13 protein-coding genes and 1 pseudogene are annotated in these 14,325 nt (G+C 73.8%); 4 read left to right on the forward strand and 10 right to left on the reverse strand.

Going from position 1 to position 14,325, the window contains the following annotated elements:
- Nucleotides 1-169: 169 nt before the first annotated feature.
- The 5 genes from WA762_RS31535 to sigE all read right to left on the reverse strand — a co-directional run bounded on the left by WA762_RS31535 (nucleotide 170) and on the right by sigE (nucleotide 5,522).
- Nucleotides 170-835, reverse strand: a complete 666-nt coding sequence (locus WA762_RS31535; RefSeq protein ID WP_335940363.1) for a hypothetical protein — start codon at nucleotides 833-835, stop codon at nucleotides 170-172.
- A gap of 116 nt (nucleotides 836-951) precedes the next feature.
- A complete protein-coding gene (locus WA762_RS31540; RefSeq protein ID WP_335940365.1) occupies nucleotides 952-1,437 on the reverse strand; it encodes a sec-independent translocase in 486 nt (161 codons plus the stop codon).
- Between the two features lie 99 nt (nucleotides 1,438-1,536).
- On the reverse strand, nucleotides 1,537-3,540 hold the full coding sequence (locus WA762_RS31545) for a trypsin-like peptidase domain-containing protein (RefSeq protein ID WP_335940367.1): 2,004 nt from the start codon (nucleotides 3,538-3,540) through the stop codon (nucleotides 1,537-1,539).
- Nucleotides 3,541-3,648: 108 nt separating this feature from the next.
- Nucleotides 3,649-4,761, reverse strand: a complete 1,113-nt coding sequence (locus WA762_RS31550) for an anti-sigma factor family protein (protein ID WP_335940368.1) — start codon at nucleotides 4,759-4,761, stop codon at nucleotides 3,649-3,651.
- Complete coding sequence (sigE, locus tag WA762_RS31555) at nucleotides 4,758-5,522, reverse strand: RNA polymerase sigma factor SigE (RefSeq protein WP_335940369.1); 765 nt, start codon at nucleotides 5,520-5,522, stop codon at nucleotides 4,758-4,760. Before sigE ends, WA762_RS31550 begins: the two co-directional genes overlap by 4 nt.
- A gap of 180 nt (nucleotides 5,523-5,702) precedes the next feature.
- Between sigE and WA762_RS31560 the strand changes: the two genes are divergently transcribed.
- A complete protein-coding gene (locus WA762_RS31560) occupies nucleotides 5,703-6,368 on the forward strand; it encodes an O-methyltransferase (protein ID WP_335940370.1) in 666 nt (221 codons plus the stop codon).
- Between the two features lie 327 nt (nucleotides 6,369-6,695).
- On the opposite strand, the gene WA762_RS31565 is transcribed toward WA762_RS31560, so the two are convergent.
- Complete coding sequence (locus WA762_RS31565) at nucleotides 6,696-6,863, reverse strand: DUF3117 domain-containing protein (RefSeq protein WP_003966491.1); 168 nt, start codon at nucleotides 6,861-6,863, stop codon at nucleotides 6,696-6,698.
- A gap of 327 nt (nucleotides 6,864-7,190) precedes the next feature.
- On the opposite strand from WA762_RS31565, the gene chcB reads away from it, so the two are divergent.
- Entirely contained in the window at nucleotides 7,191-8,003 is an 813-nt protein-coding gene (gene chcB / locus WA762_RS31570; protein WP_335940564.1) for a 2-cyclohexenylcarbonyl CoA isomerase, read from the forward strand.
- A gap of 104 nt (nucleotides 8,004-8,107) precedes the next feature.
- Here chcB and WA762_RS31575 read toward each other — a convergent pair whose 3' ends face one another.
- Nucleotides 8,108-8,713: a DNA-3-methyladenine glycosylase I gene (locus WA762_RS31575; protein ID WP_335940565.1), complete on the reverse strand. Its 606-nt coding sequence runs from the start codon at nucleotides 8,711-8,713 to the stop codon at nucleotides 8,108-8,110.
- Nucleotides 8,714-8,862: 149 nt separating this feature from the next.
- A pseudogene (locus WA762_RS31580) lies at nucleotides 8,863-9,240 on the reverse strand (DivIVA domain-containing protein); the annotation flags it as partial.
- A gap of 258 nt (nucleotides 9,241-9,498) precedes the next feature.
- On the opposite strand from WA762_RS31580, the gene folP reads away from it, so the two are divergent.
- Nucleotides 9,499-10,371 carry a dihydropteroate synthase gene (folP, locus tag WA762_RS31585; protein ID WP_335940567.1) on the forward strand — a complete coding sequence of 291 codons (873 nt, stop codon included), beginning with the start codon at nucleotides 9,499-9,501 and terminating at the stop codon, nucleotides 10,369-10,371.
- A gap of 293 nt (nucleotides 10,372-10,664) precedes the next feature.
- On the opposite strand, the gene WA762_RS31590 is transcribed toward folP, so the two are convergent.
- Together WA762_RS31590 and dapE are read right to left on the reverse strand one after the other, a co-directional pair.
- Complete coding sequence (locus WA762_RS31590; protein ID WP_335940568.1) at nucleotides 10,665-11,414, reverse strand: LOG family protein; 750 nt, start codon at nucleotides 11,412-11,414, stop codon at nucleotides 10,665-10,667.
- A 285-nt stretch (nucleotides 11,415-11,699) separates the two neighbouring features.
- Nucleotides 11,700-12,779, reverse strand: a complete 1,080-nt coding sequence (gene dapE / locus WA762_RS31595) for a succinyl-diaminopimelate desuccinylase (protein WP_335940569.1) — start codon at nucleotides 12,777-12,779, stop codon at nucleotides 11,700-11,702.
- 155 nt (nucleotides 12,780-12,934) lie between these two features.
- Between dapE and WA762_RS31600 the strand changes: the two genes are divergently transcribed.
- Complete coding sequence (locus tag WA762_RS31600; RefSeq protein WP_335940571.1) at nucleotides 12,935-14,065, forward strand: VldE C-terminal domain-containing protein; 1,131 nt, start codon at nucleotides 12,935-12,937, stop codon at nucleotides 14,063-14,065.
- Nucleotides 14,066-14,325 lie beyond the last annotated feature (260 nt).

Below are 14,325 nucleotides of genomic sequence, written 5' to 3' on the forward strand. Positions count from 1 at the left end.
GTCCTCGCCGTTGGGCGAGCGGACCGCGCCCTCGAACAGTACGCCGTCCCCACGTCCGTGCGACCGCGCATCCGCCCCCAGGGGCGTGCGCGCGGTGTCCGTCCGCACTCGCTGCCCGGGGGCCGCGCCCGGCACGGCCCGTGCCGTCGCGCGCGCCCTGCCGAGCGGCCTACGCGTACGCCGCGATGTCGTCGATGACCGCGAAGCCCAGCCCGTAGGCGCTCATCCCCCGCCCGTAGGCGCCGATGTGCACCCCGCCGGGCGCCGCCGACCCCGCGAGCACCCAGCCGAACTCGGACTCGCGGTAGTGGAACGGCACCGGCGCGCCGTCCACCGGCAGCGACAGGAGCGACCAGGCCGGCCCGTCCAGATCGTCGGCGAGTTCGAACGCCGTCTCCGTCTGCTGATCGAGCCAGTCGTCGCGCAGCGCGTGGTCCAGGTGGGCGGGCCAGGTGCAGGCGAGCAGCCCGGACCCGGCGAGCCAGGCGGCGGAGGAGGCCGTGGTCGCCTCCAGCACGCCGGTGCCGTCGCCGCTGCGCCGCACCGGGTTTCCGGCCACCGTCACGACGACGGCGAACCGCTGTCTCTTCTCGGCGCCCGCGTCGACGCGCATCGACGGCTCGTCGCCGTGGCCGATGGAACCGTGCTGCACCAGACCGTCCGCGGCCGTGCCCACCTGCATCAGCCGACGCGTTCCGGTGAAGGCCCCGTCCAGTCCGTACCAGGGAAACGGAGCGGCCAGGAAACCGTCGGTCGTGCGCCGGGCAGCCGACGTCCCCTTCTCGGTGACTGTGCCCGGCGCGTCCTCCGCGCCCACCCGACTGGTCGTCTCCATCTGCCCGGCCGCCTCCTCGATCCATGGGGTCCGGAGCGGCCCGCTCCCCACGGGCCCTCACAACCGGACAGATGGAGAATAGCCATACCGTCCGGACGACCCGGGATTGACTGCTGTCAGGTGGCGTCGGCGTCGAACGGCGGGTGATCGTGCTTCGTGGGCTGGGGCCGCTTCTTCAGCAGGTCCGGGGTGCCGGAGGAGCCGTCGGCGGCCCCGACCGCCGAACCGCCCGACGTGCCGCTCCCGGAGTCCGCGGGCTCCAGGGCCGCGGGCTCCCGGCCGTTCACCGCGTCGGCGACCTCGTCCAGGTCCTTGCGCAGGTCGAAGCTCTCGCGGATCTCCTTCAGCCCGAGCTCGTCGCCGTTCTCGATGAGCTGCTTGCGGATGAACGTCTTGGGGTTGAGGTCCTCGAACTCGAAGTCCTTGAACTCCGGACCCAGCTCCGAACGGATGTCCTGCTTGGCGTTCTCCGAGAACTGACGGATCTTGCGGAGGAACTGCGAGGCGTCCTGGATGACCTTGGGCAGCTTGTCCGGACCGAAGATCAGCATGCCCATGATCGCGAGCGTCAACAGCTCGAGTACGCCTATGTCATTGAACACCTTGTCGCTCCTCGTGTTCTCCGCGACCAGGTCGGGTGTGGTCCGGACCCGCCCCACGGTACCGGTCGGCCCGGCCCGGACGGTAGCGTCCCACGGCCGTCAGCCGCCGGTCGCCGAGCCGAGCGTCACGGAGATGGAGAGCTCTTTGCTTTCGCGGGTCAGGCCCAGATCCAGCCGGTCACCGGGCCGGTGCGCCCGGATCTTCACGATCAGCTCCTCGCCGCTGTGCACCCGGTGACCGTCGACCTCGGTGATGACGTCGCCGGATCTGATCCCGGCCTTGGCCCCGGGCCCGCCGGGCGTCACGGCGGGCCGTCCGCCGGAGCCCTCGACGCCGACCTTGGCGCCGTCGCCCGCGTACTTCATGTCGAGGGTCACACCGATCACGGGGTGCGTGGCCCGGCCGGTGTTGATCAGCTCCTCGGCGACGCGCTTGCCCTGGTTGATCGGGATGGCGAAGCCGAGACCGATGGATCCGGACTGTCCTCCCTCGGTGCTCGAACCGCTGTCGGCGGCGCGGATGGCGCTGTTGATGCCTATGACGTGGGCGTCGACGTCGACGAGCGGGCCGCCGGAGTTGCCGGGGTTGATCGGGGCGTCCGTCTGGAGCGCGTCGACGTAGCTGATGTCGCTGCCGTCGCCTTTCTCCCCGCCCGCGGTGATCGGGCGGTCCTTGGCGCTGATGATGCCGGACGTCACCGTGTTGGACAGGTCGAAGGGGGCGCCGATGGCGACCACCGGGTCGCCGACCCGCACGTTGTCGGAGTTGCCCAGCGGCAGCGGCTTGAGGCCGGAGACGCCGCTGACCTTGACCACGGCCAGGTCGTAGCCGCTGTCCTTGCCGACGATCTCGGCGCGGGCCGTCTCGCCGCCGCTGAACGTGACCGTGATCCGGCCGGATGACCCGGCCGGGGCCACCACGTGGTTGTTGGTGAGGATGTGGCCGCTCTTGTCGAGCACGAAGCCAGTGCCGGTGCCCGCCTCGGTGGTGCCGCTGACGTGGAGCGTGACCACGCTGGGCAGGGCGCTGGCGGCGATGCCCGCGACGCTGTCGGGGGCCCGGCCGCCGCTGCTCCGGCCGGCCTGCGGGAGCTCGACCCGGGTGAGGCCGCCGTTGCGCTCGATGTACGAGCCGACGCCGCCGCCGATGCCGCCCGCCACCAGCGCGAGGAGCAGCGCGCCGACGAGGAGGGAGCCGCGGCGGCTCTTCCCGCGTCCGCCGTCGCCGCCCGTCGCCGGGCCGGGGTGGGTCAGCGGCTGGTGCGGGGCGCCCCAGGGGTCGTACTGGAGCCACTGCGCCGACTGGACCGGCTGGGACCCGGGGTGCGCCGGCTGAGGACCGGGATGCGCCGCGTGCGGCTGGGGACCGGGCTGTGCCGTGTGCGGGGGCGGCTGGTGCGCGGGCGGTGCGGGGTGGGCGAAGCCGGGCGCGGGGGCGGTGTGGACGCCCGCGCCGTCGGTCCCCGGGTACTGCGGGGGCACGGGGGTGCCGTGCGCCGGGGTCGGGACCGGCCGCTGGACGGGGGGCGCGGGGGCCCAGGGGCCGGGTTCGCCGTACGGCGGGGTGCTGTACTCGTCGGGCTCGTGCAGGGGCCGTACGGTCCGCGCGGCCGGCACGGGCGCCGGGGCCCCGGTCACCGGGGACGACGGCGCCGCGGCGTCGACGGCGGACGCGGGCCCGGGAACGGGCGTCGGCTCAGGAGCGGTCGCGGACCCGGTCGGCACCGGTCCGGCCGGCGGGGACGACGGCACGGCGGGCGGGGCGGTGACCGGCGCGTCCATGGCCTTCGTCGCCTGCGCCGCGTCCGTCCCGTCCGTCGCATCGGGCGTGTCGGGCGCGTCCGCCGGGCCCGGGACCGCTGTAGCGGCGGGCGCGTGCGCCGCGGCCGAGCCGCCCGCGTGGTCCGTCGGGCGGTCCGCCCCGGCGGGCGGCGGAGGCGTGGCGGGCACGGCGGGCGCCGCGTACGGCGGCTGCGGCACGTCGGCGCCCGGGCCGGTGTGCTCCGCGGAGGGCGGCTCGTCGGGCGTCGTACGGGTGTCGTGTCCCGGTGTGGGCCTGCTCCACCACTTCGCCTTCGGCCCGGTGGACTTCCCGTCTTCCATGCTCTCCCCGCAACTGCCGCGACCGGCCTCCGCGCCCCGGGCGGGGCGCCCATCCCGGAACTCCACCCGGAATTCAACCAGGTTTGCGAATGTCTGCGCAGACCTCGTTCAGTGCCGGGAGGACAGCGGCAGGGCGTGGTCGGCGGGGGGCGTGGGGAGGGCGGAGGCCGGCGGGTCCGTCCAGGACGGCTGGACGGACGGCACCGGCGAGGGGGTCGGGGAGGACGGCGCCGACCGCCCCAGCACCCGGGCGAAGAGCGGGGTGGTGCCGGTCGGGCGTATCAGCGGCGGCGCGGACACCTGGGGCAGGGCCTGGAGGTCGAGGGTGTTGTGCGGGAGACGCGGGAGGTCCGAGAGGTCCGAGAAACCCGCGCCCACGAGGCCCGGGAGGCTCCCGGTGGAGAGCGTGGGCGCGACATAGGGCGCGAGGGTGGCCACCTGGGGGGCCGGCGGGGCGGCGGGCGCGCCGGAGCGGTCGTACGCCTCCGTCGCGGCGGGGGCGCTCTGGCCGTTTCCGTTGCGGCGGCTCGCCGAGCCGCCGCTCTCGCCCCGGACGGTGTCGAGCGGGGTCACGGTTTTCCCGGTGCCGGCGGCCCTGGCAGTGGTGCCGGCGCCGGCGCCGGTCTGCAGGGCCCCGCCGAGGGCGATGGCCGCCAGCGACACGGCGCCGGCGGCGGCGAAGGCGAACCTCCGGCCGCGCCACGACGGCCGGTCCGTCTCGCGGCCGGTCTCATGGATCCGGAAGCCCTCGCGGGCGGAGCCGCCGGGCAGCCGGAAGCCGTCGCGCGACGGCCCGCCCGGCAGCACGGCGGTCGAGCCGTGCGGGACCGGGAGGTACCCGAAGTCGCCCGCACCCGGACCGTCGCCCGCGCCCTCGCCGCCGCCCGGGCGGCCGCGGGGCGGCTGGATCACGGGAAGGAAGCCGTCGGCGAACCGCCCGGGCCCGCCGAACGGACCCTGCCGGCCGTCGCCGTCGCCCGCCGCGCCCCCGGGGAGGCCCTGCAGCCGGGCGAGGAACCCCTCGGACGGCGGCGGCGGGGCGGCCTGCGCGAAGACCCGTTTCAGACGGCGCTGGGCGGCCGCCTCGGCCTTGCACTTGCCGCAGGTCGCGAGATGGGCGAGGACCCGCTCGCGGACGTCGTGTTTCAGCTCGCCGTCGACAAGCGCGGCAAGCCGGTCCCCCAGGTGCTGTTCCGCGGGGGTGGGACCTGTGCCGCTCACGCCGTTCCGCCCTCCCCCGCCAGGACGACGCCCGCCAGCGAGGGCCGCTCGACACGCCGGGCCTCGGGCGAACGGTGCCGCAGCGCCTTGCGCAGGTGCGAGCGGCCCCGGTGGATGCGGCTGCGCACGGTGCCGAGCTTCACGCCCAGCGTCGCGGCGATCTCCTCGTACGAGAGGCCCTCGATGTCGCAGAGCACGACGGCGGCGCGGAACTCGGGCGCGAGGGTGTCCAGCGCCTGCTGCACGTCCGCGTCGAAATGGGCGTCGTTGAAGACCTGCTGCGGGGACGGCTCGCGGCTCGGCAGCCGCTCGGCGGCGTCGTCGCCGAGGGAGTCGAAGCGGATCCGCTGCTTGCGGCGGACCATGTCCAGGAACAGGTTGGTCGTGATGCGGTGCAGCCAGCCCTCGAAGGTGCCCGGGGTGTAGGTCGACAGCGACCGGAACACGCGGACGAAGACCTCCTGGGTGAGGTCCTCGGCGTCGTGCTGGTTGCCCGTCAGACGGTAGGCGAGGCGGTAGACCCGGCCGCTGTGCGTGCTGACGATCTCTTCCCATGAGGGCGGCGTCCACGCCTGGGAGTCCGCATCGGAGGCGAAGGTCGCGGTCTGCGCGGAGTCGGTGGAAGAACGGTCAGCGGTGTCGGTCACGGATTTCGGCTCACCCGCCGACCTGAGAAGGCGCCTGAGCACTCCTCCCCGATCCGCAGGCGCAGCCGCACCTCCCCTATCGGCTCTGGTGGTGTCCAGCGGAGCCCCTACCATAGCCACCTCGCCCGTTAGCTCCGGATAAGCCTTTTTCCTGCTGGGGCCGGGGATCGCCCCGGAAACAGGGCCCGCGGCGCCCGGCCCGGTCCTCCGGGCCGTTCTCCACGGGCTCTCCCCGTTCCCGTACAACGTCCGGTCCCATCTGCGGGTTCCCGGGCGCAGCGGATACAGTCACGGTTGCGCCAACTACGGGGACAGGAGAGGGTCATTACCGCCAACCGGCAGACGAGCTGGGCGTTCGCCGACGCCTTTGTCGCCGAGGACGAAGCATTGCACTGGGCCCGGGACCGGGCCCGGGAGGCAGGGCTTCGCCCGGTGTCGCCTGGTACCGGCGCAGCGCTGCGCCTGCTCGCTGCCACCACGGACGCCAAAGCCGTGGCCGAAATCGGCACCGGGACCGGTGTGTCCGGACTCTATCTGCTGTACGGGATGCGGCCCGACGGGGTCCTCACTACGGTCGACCCGGAGCCCGAGCGCCAGCAGTTCGCCCGGGAGGCGTTCCGCGCGGCGGGCTTCGCCGCCAACCGTTCGCGTTTCATTCCGGGGCGGGCCCTGGACGTGCTGCCCCGGCTCGCTGACGGCGGATACGACCTGGTGTTCTGCGACGGGGACCGGCTGGAGAGCCTGGACTATCTCGCGGAATCGTTGCGCCTGCTGCGCCCCGGCGGCCTGGTCTGCTTCGAGGGCGTGTTCGCGGACGGGCGCACGGTCGACGCGGCGGCGCAGCCCGCGGAGGTGCTGCGGCTGCGCGAGCTGCTGCGGGCGGTGCGGGAGAGCCAGGAGCTGATGGCGACGCTGCTGCCGGTGGGCAACGGTCTACTGTGCGCGGTACGACGGGGCTGACGGGCGGACCGGACGTGTGATCCGTCACGGTCGGGGCCGCACCCGCCCCTGGGCCGGGCCGGCGGGAGAACCGGCACCTGGCGTGATCGAGGGCGAACGATTCCGAGCGGCCGTGACGCTTTCCCGACCGCGCATGGACGGGCACGGCCGCGGCGCGTGGCGTGACCGGTCGTGACCGGACCGCCGCGGGGAACGACCGGATCCGTCCGCGGCGCGGCGCTCCGCGACACAGGCGTGTGCGACACAACCGTGACAGAGTCGCGACACAGCGCTGCCCCGGCACGAGGAGATCGTGCCGGGGCAGCGCCGAAGTGTGGGAGCCTCGGCTCAGCCGACAACCTTCTTGAGGGCGTCACCGAGCGCGTCGGCCTCGTCCGGCGTCAGCTCCACGACAAGCCGACCGCCGCCTTCGAGCGGAACGCGCATGACGATGCCCCGCCCCTCCTTGGTCACCTCGAGCGGGCCGTCGCCCGTCCGCGGCTTCATGGCCGCCATGCTCGTTCCCCTTCCTGAAACCAGCTCATCGCAACCGGCGGCCCCATGACAGGCGCTGTGTCACCGGCATCGAACACATTGCTTCCAGGCCATTATCCCGCATCACAGACCCCAATGACCAACATCGGTCGGCATCGCTTGCGCAACGCGCGCACTCAAAACCACCCAATTCGGGGACCGGCCTGCGATACTCCGCCCTCTTCGCCCCCTCACCCGAGCGCATCTGAACGCGATTGTTAGACGCAGGTCACATGTTCGCCCGTGGCCGGACCGGGCCATGCTTGCCTCGACAGAGAAATCGCCGAGGCGAGCAGAGGGGACGGCGACATGGCCGACGAGACGGCGGACAGCGTGCGCTACGAGGTGGGCGAGGGGCTCGCGACGATCACGATCGACCGTCCCGAGGCGATGAACGCCCTGGACACCCCCACCAAGGAGGGCCTGCGCGACGCGCTGCGGTCCGCGGCGGCCGACACCGCCGTACGGGCGGTGCTGCTCACCGCGACGGGGCGGGCCTTCTGCGTGGGCCAGGACCTGAAGGAGCACGTCGGAAAGCTGGCGGAGGTCCGCGAGTCCGGCAGCGGCAACGCGCTGGGCACGGTGCGGGAGCACTACAACCCGATCGTGCGGGCCATCACGGAGATGCCCAAGCCGGTCGTCGCCGGGGTGAACGGGGTCGCCGCCGGGGCCGGTTTCGGGTTCGCGCTCGCCTGCGACTACCGGGTGGTCGCGGACACCGCCTCCTTCAACACGTCCTTCGCCGGGGTCGCGCTCACCGCCGACTCGGGCGTCTCCTGGACCCTGCCCCGGTTGATCGGGCAGAGCCGCGCCGCCGATCTGCTGTTCTTCCCGCGCTCGATCTCCGCGCGGGAGGCCCATGAGCTGGGCATCGTGAACAAGCTGGTGCCCGCCGCCGACCTGGCCGCCGAGGCCGCCGCCGTGGCCCGCGCGCTGGCCTCCGGGCCCACGGTGGCGTACGCCTCGCTCAAGGAGTCCCTGGCCTACGGCGCCGCCCACTCGCTGGACGAGGCGCTGGAGAAGGAGGACGAACTCCAGACGAAGGCGGGCGTGTCCGAGGACCACGCGATCGCGGTGCGGGCGTTCCTGGACAAGGAGAAGCCGAAGTACCTGGGCCGGTAGCCCTCGGCCGGCGGCCGGCCGGACCCGGCGGCCGCCGGCCGCCGCCGCTCGTCGGCCGGCCCCCGGTGTCCGCGTCCCGGCCGGCTCGTGGCCCCGGCGCCGGGTCAGGCCGCGGAGTCGCGCACCTCCCCGCCGCCGCGTGCCACGCAGTCGGCAAGATGATCATCGACCAGGCCGCACGCCTGCATCAGGGCGTAGGCCGTCGTCGGGCCGATGAAGCGCAGGCCGCGCTTCTTGAGGTCCTTGGACAGCGCGGTGGACTCCGGCGTGACCGCGGGAACGTCCTGGACGGTGCGCGGGGCCGGGCGGCCGCCGGGGTCGGGGGCATGGGACCAGATCAGCTCGTCCAGCTCGCCGGAGCGCCACTCGGCCAGCACCCTGGCGTTGGCCAGGGTGGCCTCGATCTTCGCCCGGTTGCGGATGATGCCCGCGTCGGCGAGGAGACGGTCCTTGTCGGCGTCGGTGAACGCCGCCACGGCGGGGATCTTGAACCCGGCGAAGGCGGAACGGAAGCCCTCCCGGCGGCGCAGGATCGTCAGCCAGGACAGGCCCGACTGGAACGCCTCCAGGCAGAGCCGTTCGAAGAGGGCGTCGTCGCCGTGGACGGGACGGCCCCATTCGGTGTCGTGGTAGACGAGGTAGTCGTCGGTGGAAAGCCCCCAGGGGCAGCGCAGGCCGCCGTCCGGTGCCGCTTGTGTGCCTCCGCTCATCGCCGGGGCTCCTCTCCGGTGTGTTCCGTCCGCTCGGACGCGTGCTGCTGGGTCCCGTGCTGCGGGGGCTCGTGCTGCGGGGGCTCGTCCTGCCAGGAAGTGTCCCAGGGGGTTCTCGAACGGTCCTCGGACCGCTCCGGCTCCGGGTGCGGGTCGTCTTCCGGCCGCTCCGGCTCCGGGTGCGAGTCATCCTCCGGCCGCTTGAGGAGGCCGGGACCGCCGACCGCGGTCGCCTGCGCGCCGGCCAGCGCCGACTCCAGCTCCGCGATCCGGGCGTCCCGCTCGGCGAGCTCGGCGCCGAGCCGGTCGAGCGCGTCGTCGACGTCCGTCATGCGGTACCCGCGCAGGGTCACCGGCAGCCGGAGCGCCTCGACGTCCGCACGGCCGACCGCGCGCGTCGCGGGCAGCGGGTCCGTCAGCCGCTCGGGGGCCACGTCCTGGAGGACGGCGCTCTTCCCCCCGCCGACCACCGCGAGCGTGACCGCGGACACGACCACCACCATCGTCAGCAGCAAGAACCAGAACACGCGCATCTCCCCGGGAGCGGAAACCTGTCCGCGTCCGATCGTGCCACGCGGCACCGACAGCCGGTGCCCCGCACGGCGCGGTCCTGCCGTACCGGGACACCGGGTCCGCCGCCGGGACACCGCCCCCACCGGGCGGAACACCGGTGCCGGGAGGACACCGGAGCCACGAGACCACGGGAGCCGTGACGGCGCCGGAACCGGGAGGGGCACTAGGGTCGCAGGCGACCAAGGGTGATCCGGCCAGAGGAGAGACACGGAATGCGAAGCGGTGCGCTGCGGCTGGGACGGCGCGAATTCGATGCGCACGAGCCGGTGATCATGGCGATCGTGAACCGTACTCCGGACTCCTTCTACGACCAGGGCGCGACGTTCCGGGACGAGCCCGCGCTGGCCCGGGTCGAGCAGGCGGTCGCGGACGGCGCGGCGATCATCGACATCGGCGGGGTGAAGGCGGGCCCCGGCGCGGAGGTGACGGCCGAGGAGGAGGCCCGCCGCACGGTGGGGTTCGTCGCGGAGGTGCGACGCCGTCACCCGGACGTGGTGATCAGCGTCGACACCTGGCGCCATGACGTCGGCGAGGCGGTCTGCGAGGCCGGCGCGGACGTGCTGAACGACGCGTGGGGCGGGGTCGACCCGAAGCTCGCGGAGGTCGCCGCGCGCCACGGGGCCGGCCTGGTGTGCACCCACGCGGGCGGCGCCGAACCCCGGACCAGGCCGCACCGGGTCGCGTACGACGACGTGATGGCGGACATCCTGCGGGTGACGGTGGGGCTGGCCGAGCGGGCGGTCGGGCTCGGGGTCCGGCCGGACGGGATCATGATCGACCCCGGTCACGACTTCGGGAAGAACACCCGGCACTCGCTGGAGGCCACGCGTCGGCTCGGGGAGATGGCGGAGACCGGGTGGCCGGTCCTGGTGTCGCTGTCCAACAAGGACTTCGTGGGCGAGACGCTGGACCGCCCGGTCAAGGAGCGGGTGATCGGGACGCTGGCGACCACGGCCGTGTCGGCGTGGCTGGGCGCACGGGTGTACCGGGTGCACGAGGTGGCGGAGACGCGGCAGGTGCTGGACATGGTCGCGTCGATCGCGGGGCTCCGGGAGCCCGCGGTGGCGAGGCGCGGACTCGCCTGACGCGGCCGCCGCCGCACCCTGACAGCCTCCGAAGCCCCGGAAGACTCCCAGGACCGGAAGTCCCAGGACCGTAAGACTCCCAGGACCGGAAGGCCTCGAAGCCTCGGAGGCCCCCGAGGCCGGAGGGCCCCCGAGGACCACGAAGACCCGGAAGACCACGAAGGTCCCGGGCCGCCGGCCGGCCGCCGTCTCCGCGCCGCCGCTCACCGGCCGACGGCCCGGGCCCTCCCGTCCGTCACCGGCGGGCGGCCCGGAAGGAACCGCTGGTCACCGGCCGACCTCCTTGGTCACGGTCACCGGCCGACCTCCTTGGTCACCAGGTCGACCGCCTCGTCCACGTCGTCCGTGACGTGGAACAGCAGCAGGTCCCGCTCGGACGCCTTGCCCTGCGCCACCACCGTGTCCCGCAGCCAGTCCACCAGCCCGCTCCAGTAGGCGGTGCCGAACAGCACAATCGGGAAGCGGGTGACCTTGCCGGTCTGGACGAGGGTGAGCGCCTCGAAGAGCTCGTCGAGGGTGCCGAGGCCGCCCGGCAGGACGACGAAGCCCTGCGCGTACTTCACGAACATCGTCTTGCGGACGAAGAAGTAGCGGAAGTTGACCCCGATGTCGACGTGCGGGTTGAGACCGGACTCGAAGGGCAGCTCGATGCCGAGCCCCACCGAGATGCCCCTGGCCTCCCGCGCCCCCTTGTTCGCCGCCTCCATGGCGCCGGGGCCGCCGCCGGTGATCACCGCGAAGCCGGCCTCGACCAAGGCCCGGCCGATCCGCACGCCCGCCTCGTAGTCCGGGCCGCCGGGACGGGTCCGGGCCGAGCCGAAGACGCTGATGGCGCTCGGCAGCTCGGCGAGGGCGCCGAACCCATCGACGAACTCCGACTGGATGCGCATCACCCGCCATGGGTCGGTGTGCACCCACTCGGAGTCGCCCTCGGTGTCCAGCAGCCGCTGGTCCGTGGTGCCCGGCTGCACCTGCTCCCTGCGGCGCAGTACCGGTCCGAGCCGCTGCTCCTCGGGGACCTGCGCTCCCTCGGGGTTGCCCATGACCTGCTCCCTCCGACGACGGTCGACAGCCATCCGTCGTCCGCGATGACCGTCTCTGTCAGGTCAGCGTAGATCCACGGAGGTTACGCGCGGGAGAATCCCCGAGGTCGGGCGACCGGCCCCGGGCCCGCGGCCCGTCTCCCGGCCCCGCCCGACGGCCGGTCGACCGGGCAGCCGGGAAGCCAAGCAGCTGGGAGGCCGGGAAGCCGGGTGGGCCACCGGCCCGGCAGCCGGCCCGGCCGGTCAGCCGGCCGAGCAGGCCAAGCCGGTCAGCTGGTCAGCTGGTCAGCTGGTCAGCCAGGAACGGAGCCGCTCCTCGCAGTGGCTGATCCGGTCGACCCGCACGTGCTCGTCCCGCTTGTGCGCGAGGAGCGGGTCGCCCGGCCCGTAGTTCACCGCGGGCACTCCGAGGGCGCCGAAGCGGGAGACGTCGGTCCAGCCGAACTTGGGGCGGGCGGTGCCGCCGACCGCCGCCATGAACGCCTTGGCCGCCGGGTGGGAGAGGCCGGGCATGGCCGCGCCCGAGTGGTCGTCGACGACGAACTGCGCGACGCCGCAGTCCGCGAAGACCTCGCGGACGTGGGCCAGCGCCTCCTCGGCCGTCCGGTCCGGGGCGTAGCGGTAGTTGACGACGACGGTGCAGGCGTCGGGGATGACGTTGTTGGCGACGCCGCCCTCGATCCGCACCGCGTTCAGGCCCTCGTGGTATTCGAGGCCGTCGATGACCGGGCGGCGCGGTTCGTACGCGGCGAGGCGGGCCAGGATCGGGGCGGCGGCGTGGATGGCGTTGGACCCCATCCAGCTGCGCGCGGAGTGGGACCGCTCCCCCTCGGTGCGCAGGAAGACCCGCAGGGTGCCCTGGCAGCCGCCCTCGACCTCGGCGTCGGAGCCCTCCAGCAGGACGGCGAAGTCGCCCGCCAGCCAGTCGGGGTGGGCCTCCGCGATGTGGCCGAGGCCGTTGAGGTGCGCGGCGACCTCCTCGTTGTCGTAGAAGACGAAGGTGAGGTCGCGGTTGGGCTCGGGCACGGTGGCGGCGATCCTGAGCTGGACGGCGACGCCCGACTTCATGTCGGAGGTGCCGCAGCCCCAGAGCACGCCGTCGTCGTCGAGCCGGGACGGCACGTTGTCGGCGATCGGCACGGTGTCGATGTGTCCGGCGAGCACGACCCGCTCGGCACGGCCCAGGTGCGTCCGGGCCACGACGTTGTTGCCGTGCCGGTCGACGGTCAGGTGCGGGAGGGTCCGCAGCGCCGCCTCGATGGCGTCCGCGAGGTCCTTCTCCTGGCCGCTGACCGACGGGAAGTCGACGAGACGGGCGGTCAGCGCGGGGCCGTCCAGGGTGAGGTCAAGGGTGCTTTCGGTCATGGCACCGACCATAGACCGACCGTCGCGGGAGCCCGGTGTCCGAGGCCCGGCGGACCGGCCCGTGCGGCGTCCGGCGGTCCCGTCCGGACCGGCCGGGCCGACGAAGGGGACCTGGGGCCCTCGGCCCCGGACGGGTACTCAAGTACGGTGGCCCCGTGCCCCGGACCGACTCCTCAGCCCGCCGCCGTTTCGGCCTCGGCCGCCTCTTCCGTGTCGCGGCCGCCCTCGTCGTGCTCGCCGCCCTGGGCGGCTACGTGCTCATCCAGTACATAACCGGTAAAGCCGTCGCCCAGGGGTGCACCGTCGAGTCCGCCGACGGCTCCTCCGGCAAGAACCGCACCTATCGGATGAGTCTGGAGCAGGCGTCGAACGCCGCGACGATCTCCGCCGTCGGCACCTCGCGCGGGATGCCCGAGCGCGCGGTGACGATCGCGCTGGCGACCGCCCTGCAGGAGTCCGGGCTGCGCAACATCGAGCACGGCGACCGGGATTCGCTGGGGCTGTTCCAGCAGCGGCCCTCGCAGGGCTGGGGGACCGAGGCCGAGATCATGGACCCGGTGTACTCCGCGGGCCAGTTCTACCGGCACCTGGCCGAGGTGCCCGGCTATTCGCGGCTGCCGCTGACGGTCGCCGCGCAGCGGGTGCAGCGCAGCGGCTTCCCGCAGGCGTACGCGAAGCACGAGCCGGACGCGGCGCTGCTGGCGGCCGCGCTGACCGGCCGTACGCCCGCCACCCTGAACTGCAATCCGCCGCGGGTGACGGGCACGGTGGCCGACGCGGCCAAGGTGCGCACGGAACTGGTCCGCGACTTCGGCAAGGACGTGCTGCCCTCGACGGAGGCGTCCCTGGCGTCCGAGGACTCCGACGGGACCGAGGGCCCCGAAGGCTCTGCCGGTTCCGAGGGCTCCCGGGGCTCCCGGGGCTCCGGGACGTCCAGGGACTCGGCGGTGTCCGAGGGCTCGGACGCGTCCGGGCCCCCCGGCGGGTCCGGGGGTTCCGGCGCGTCGGAGAGTTCCGGCGGATCCGAGGGGGGCGCGAGGGGCGCGGCCGGCGCGCCGGCGGCGGCGAACACGGTCGCGGTGCCGGTGCGCGCGACGCCCGACTCCGACGAGGACGACGCGGAGCGGCGCGGCTGGGAGCTGGCGCACTGGGCGGTCGCACGCTCCGAGTCCCTGGGCCTGGCCGAGGTCGTGTACGGAGACCGGGTGTGGAAGGCCGGGTCGGGCTGGCGCACGGAGCGCTCGGAATCGACCACCGACAAGGTCCGCATGAAGCTCGCACAGTAGAACGAACGATCACCCGGCGGCGTCATCGGGCACCCCCGTGACGCCGCCTCGCGCCACCCCCGCCCGCGCCCCTCGGCGAGAGCCCGAATCCCCTGCCCGCACGGCAAACTGACGTGTCGTCAGACATTCATCGGGTACACCGGGAACGCGCCGCCCGTCCGGGTTCCTCCGCCGGGGGCCGGGAGCGGCGTTACCGAGTCTTTACCTCGGCCCACCGCAACCTCTCCCGCCCTCATGACGGTTGTCATTGCGTCCGATCA

Origin of the sequence: Streptomyces tyrfis (assembly GCF_037034285.1) — a bacterium.
In the GTDB taxonomy this organism is placed as follows: Bacteria; Actinomycetota; Actinomycetes; order Streptomycetales; family Streptomycetaceae; genus Streptomyces.

Excerpts from the sequence above, each read along its gene's own strand:
- WA762_RS31535 (WP_335940363.1), bottom strand. The coding sequence starts at position 835 with ATGGAGACGACCAGTCGGGTGGGCGCGGAGGACGCGCCGGGCACAGTC.
- WA762_RS31545 (WP_335940367.1), bottom strand. The coding sequence starts at position 3,540 with ATGGAAGACGGGAAGTCCACCGGGCCGAAGGCGAAGTGGTGGAGCAGG.
- sigE (WP_335940369.1), bottom strand. The coding sequence starts at position 5,522 with ATGGTAGGGGCTCCGCTGGACACCACCAGAGCCGATAGGGGAGGTGCG.
- WA762_RS31565 (WP_003966491.1), bottom strand. The coding sequence starts at position 6,863 with ATGGCGGCCATGAAGCCGCGGACGGGCGACGGCCCGCTCGAGGTGACC.
- chcB (WP_335940564.1), top strand. The coding sequence starts at position 7,191 with ATGGCCGACGAGACGGCGGACAGCGTGCGCTACGAGGTGGGCGAGGGG.
- WA762_RS31575 (WP_335940565.1), bottom strand. The coding sequence starts at position 8,713 with ATGAGCGGAGGCACACAAGCGGCACCGGACGGCGGCCTGCGCTGCCCC.
- folP (WP_335940567.1), top strand. The coding sequence starts at position 9,499 with ATGCGAAGCGGTGCGCTGCGGCTGGGACGGCGCGAATTCGATGCGCAC.
- WA762_RS31590 (WP_335940568.1), bottom strand. The coding sequence starts at position 11,414 with ATGGGCAACCCCGAGGGAGCGCAGGTCCCCGAGGAGCAGCGGCTCGGA.
- dapE (WP_335940569.1), bottom strand. The coding sequence starts at position 12,779 with ATGACCGAAAGCACCCTTGACCTCACCCTGGACGGCCCCGCGCTGACC.